Origin of the sequence: Mesorhizobium sp. J18 (genome assembly GCF_007829525.1) — a bacterium.
Lineage (GTDB): Bacteria > Pseudomonadota > Alphaproteobacteria > Rhizobiales > Rhizobiaceae > VLJP01.
Window position 1 is genome coordinate 1 of the sequence record NZ_VLJP01000082.1, and the last position, 3,856, is coordinate 3,856.

Annotated in this window: 3 protein-coding genes and 1 tRNA gene; 1 reads left to right on the forward strand and 3 read right to left on the reverse strand. The window is 63.4% G+C overall.

Annotation, left to right across the window (positions count from 1 at the left end):
* Positions 1-461 precede the first annotated feature (461 nt).
* The 3 genes from paaG to L598_RS20500 form a co-directional block, all read right to left on the reverse strand.
* A complete protein-coding gene (paaG, locus tag L598_RS20490; protein ID WP_144865733.1) occupies positions 462-1,268 on the reverse strand; it encodes a 2-(1,2-epoxy-1,2-dihydrophenyl)acetyl-CoA isomerase PaaG in 807 nt (268 codons plus the stop codon).
* Between the two features lie 21 nt (positions 1,269-1,289).
* Positions 1,290-2,465 (reverse strand): Mrp/NBP35 family ATP-binding protein, encoded by a 1,176-nt coding sequence (locus L598_RS20495; protein ID WP_144865735.1) that lies wholly within the window; start codon positions 2,463-2,465, stop codon positions 1,290-1,292.
* A gap of 96 nt (positions 2,466-2,561) precedes the next feature.
* Positions 2,562-3,131: an NAD(P)H-dependent oxidoreductase gene (locus L598_RS20500; protein ID WP_144865737.1), complete on the reverse strand. Its 570-nt coding sequence runs from the start codon at positions 3,129-3,131 to the stop codon at positions 2,562-2,564.
* Positions 3,132-3,783: 652 nt separating this feature from the next.
* Between L598_RS20500 and L598_RS20505 the strand changes: the two genes are divergently transcribed.
* Positions 3,784-3,856 (forward strand) — tRNA-Arg (locus L598_RS20505).

Here is a 3,856-nt window from a genome sequence, read left to right on the forward strand (position 1 = left end):
ATTCGGAAGGCACGGCCCTCGCGCCCCGCTTCCCGACTGCCCTCATTCTCTCAATGGCCAGACCGGCAACGGGGCGTGGCAACGGGGAGGCATGTGCCGCGGTTCACCCTCCCCCTTGTGGGGAGGGTCGGCAAGCAATCGGGCGCGTAGCGAAGGATTGCGAGACGGGGTGGGGGTAATCGAGGCTTGTCGGCAACGATGATGGAGCGGAAAGGGCAAGGACTGGTGCGGTACCGAGGCTTATCGGCGACGTTTCAGCCAGTCGCGAAGGTCAGCGATCTGCCGATACCGCCCCACCCTCGTCGTCCTCGACCTCGAAGCGACGCGGAGAGTGTCGGGGACCCAGGTCTCGGCGGCCGAGGACGCGTGCCAGCAGCGGGAGGAAGCCGCTATTCGCAATCCGCCCACCGCCCTGCGCGGCTCAGGCAATGCCACGCGCCCACAACGCCCGAATGCAGATGCTAGCCCCGCACTCGTCCCGTAAATTTCGCCGGGCGCTTCTCCAGAAAGGCCGCAACGCCTTCGCGATAATCGTCCGACCGTCCCGCTTCGCGCTGCAGGTCGCGTTCGAGGTCGAGCTGGGCGTCAAGCGAATTGGCCGAAGCGGCCTGGATCGCCTGCTTCGTCAGACCATAGGCATGGGTTGGGCCTGCCGCGAGGCTCTCGGTCAGCGCAACGGCTTCCTCTATCAGCTTCTCGTCGTCGACCACGCGCCAGATCAGGCCCCAGTCGGCCGCCTGTTCGGCCGAAAGCGGCTCGGCCGTCAGCGCCAGCGCCTTCGCCCTCGCTTCGCCCAGATGCCTTGTCAGCCACCATGTGCCGCCGGAATCGGGGATGAGCGCTATTTTCGAGAAGGCCTGGATGAATTTCGCCGAACGCGCCGCGATCACGATATCGCAGGCAAGCGCGATATTTGCCCCCGCCCCGGCCGCCACGCCGTTGACGGCACAGACGATCGGCTTGGGCAGCGCGCGCATCTTGCGCACCAGCGGGTTGTAGAATTCCTCTATCGTGGCGCCGAGATCGAGCGTTTCGCCATGCATCTGCTTGCGCTCGGAAAGATCCTGGCCGGCGCAGAAGCCCCGGCCCGCGCCCGTCAGCAGGATGGCGCGACAGCTTTCATCGGCCGCGCAGTCATCCAGCGCGGCAGCAAACGCCCGGTGCTGGTCCACGTTGAAGGCGTTGAGGCGCTCCGGCCGGTTGAGCGTGATCAGCCCGTAGCCGCCGCGGCGTTCGTGGATGACGGGCTTCTCAGCGGTTGCGTCCATGCTTTTTCCTCCCGGTCGGCACTATTCAAAAACGATCGACGGCGTCGCCGAGGATTCCTTCTCCTCCGACAGCCGCGCACGCACCTTTTCGGCGATCTGGCGATAGACCCTCGCCTGCGGACCTTCCGGATTGGAAACGACGACCGGAGTGCCGGCGTCCGAGGTCTCCCGGATATCCATGGTCAGCGGCACTTCACCAAGGAATGGCACACCGAGCCGTTCGGCCTCCTGGCGCGCGCCGCCATGGCCGAAGATGTCATAGCGCTTGCCGGTGTCCGGCGCGATGAAATAGCTCATATTCTCGACGATGCCGAGCAGCGGCACGTCCACGCGCTTGAACATGTTCAGCCCCTTGCGGGCATCGATCAGCGCCAGGTCCTGCGGGGTCGACACAATGATGGCGCCGGCCAGCGGCACCTGCTGCGCCATGGTCAATTGCGCGTCGCCGGTGCCGGGCGGCATGTCGACCACCAGCACGTCGAGCTCGCCCCAGGCGACCTCGCGCAGCAATTGGCTGAGCGCGGACATCACCATCGGCCCGCGCCAGATCATCGGCGTCTCCTCCTCGACGAGGAAGCCCATGGACATGACCTTGACGCCGAAGGCCTCCATCGGCTTCAGCACCTTGCCGTCAACGCTTTCCGGCTTGCCTTTCAGGCCGAGCAGGCGCGGCATGGAGGGCCCGTAGATATCGGCGTCGAGAATGCCGACCCGGAGACCGAGCGCTTTCAGCCCGAGCGCGACATTGACCGCCGTGGTGGATTTGCCGACGCCGCCCTTGCCCGAGGCGACTGCAATGATCGCCGCCACGCCAGGGACGCCCCGCTTGCCCGATTGCGGACCTGCTGGCCGGTGCGGAGCATGCGGAGGGGCCGAAGGCCGCTGCGGAGCAGGACGTGTCGGGCTTTGCGGCGCACGAGGCGGCGGAGCGGCCCCCATGCCGCCGCCCTGCTTCTCGGCCGTGAGCGCCACCATCACCCCGCTAACGCCTTCCATAGCCATTACGGCCTTTTCGGCAGCCTGACGCAACGGTTCGAGCTCCCGCGCGCGGGCGGCCGGTACGGTGATCGAGAAGAAAACTTTCCCGTCGGCAATGAAGATTTCGGAGACCAGGCCAAGCGAAACGATGTCACCCTCGAAATCCGGGCCGCGCACGGTGCGCAGCTTTTCGATCACGGCTTCCTTGGTGACAGGCATGGCAATTCTTCGTACCTTGTTTGCTTCTGCCTTCACATAACGCTTGTCGTCCCGCCGTCCAAGGGGCGTGCGACGCTTGCGTCCGAGTCGCCCGGATCAGGCCGCCCGCATCGCCTTCAGCGCCTCCGCCCAGCGAAGAAGCTCATCGAGCATCACCGCGGCGCTCTGGTCGATCAACTCGTTGGACCGGAAAGTGCCTTCCTCGTCTATGGACTTGTTGAAGAAAGGCACGGCGACACCTTCCGGAATAGGCATCATTCGCAGGCTGGTGAGCAGCGGCTTCAGGGACTGGGCTGCCCGCAATCCGCCGGAAAGTCCGGCATAGGAGACGATCCCGGCCGGCTTGTAGGCCCATTCCTTGACCAGATAATCCAGCGCGTTGATCAGCGAAGACGGCGCGACATAATTGTATTCCGGCGTCACGAAGACATAGGCATCGGCCGAGGCAACGCTCTCGCTCCAGGCCTTGGTGTGATCCTTCTCATATTCCTGGATGCGCGGATGCTTCGGTTCGTCATAGACTGGCAGCTTGAAATCGTTGAGATCGACCAGCACGACGTCGAACTTCCCGTGATCTTCCGCAAATTTCCGGAACCATTCCGCGATTTTCGGCCCAGCCCGGCCGGGGCGGGTGCTGCCGATGATGATGTTGAGTTTAAGGGCCAATGTCTTCTCCATATCGTATGATGAAAGCGAAACAGTCACTTTCGGTAACCATCCGGTGCCGGAATATGCGATCCTTGCTGCAATGCACAAGAGGGCACCGCAAGGGAACCCGGTCACCTCCAGGTGACCCGGCTGCGTCAACTTGCACGCATCGGGACCACCGCAGCACGGTTGACAAGGCTCGGCGGCGAAGGTCCCCGAGGCACGGGCCGATCGATGCGATAGCCGGCCGGCCAAGCCGCCGGGAGCGCACGCTCCCCAATTCGTCGTTGATGACGGGCGAGGCTTGGTTTATGTAGGCCCGGCCTGGGCGGCACACCGCCCTCGCCTTCGGCAGATCATCGCCGCATGCACCCGTAGCTCAGTTGGATAGAGCGCTGCCCTCCGAAGGCTGCTGTCAAGGGTGTTTGCGTAAGCCGGCGATGAAAAAAGTGAAGTGAATACAGGAGTTTAAAGGCTAAGCCAAAAAGCCACCGAGACCGCGAAATTTTCCACGTAAGCACCACGTAAGCAATTTGGTGGAAATGGTGGCGGGAAAGCGGATAGCGTAGCGGACGTTGAGTTGCGGCTTTGATCTGTTGGCGAAGCGATGATGATTTCGGCCTAAACCGTTGACCTTCACTGGTCGCTCGGGCTAGGCAAAATAGAGCATGCACCCGTAGCTCAGCTGGATAGAGTGTTGGCCTCCGAAGCCAAAGGTCACAGGTTCGAATCCTGTCGGGTGC

Bases quoted from the DNA above. Each gene is read 5' to 3' on its own strand.
- paaG (WP_144865733.1), bottom strand. From the start codon at position 1,268: ATGGACGCAACCGCTGAGAAGCCCGTCATCCACGAACGCCGCGGCGGC.
- L598_RS20495 (WP_144865735.1), bottom strand. From the start codon at position 2,465: ATGCCTGTCACCAAGGAAGCCGTGATCGAAAAGCTGCGCACCGTGCGC.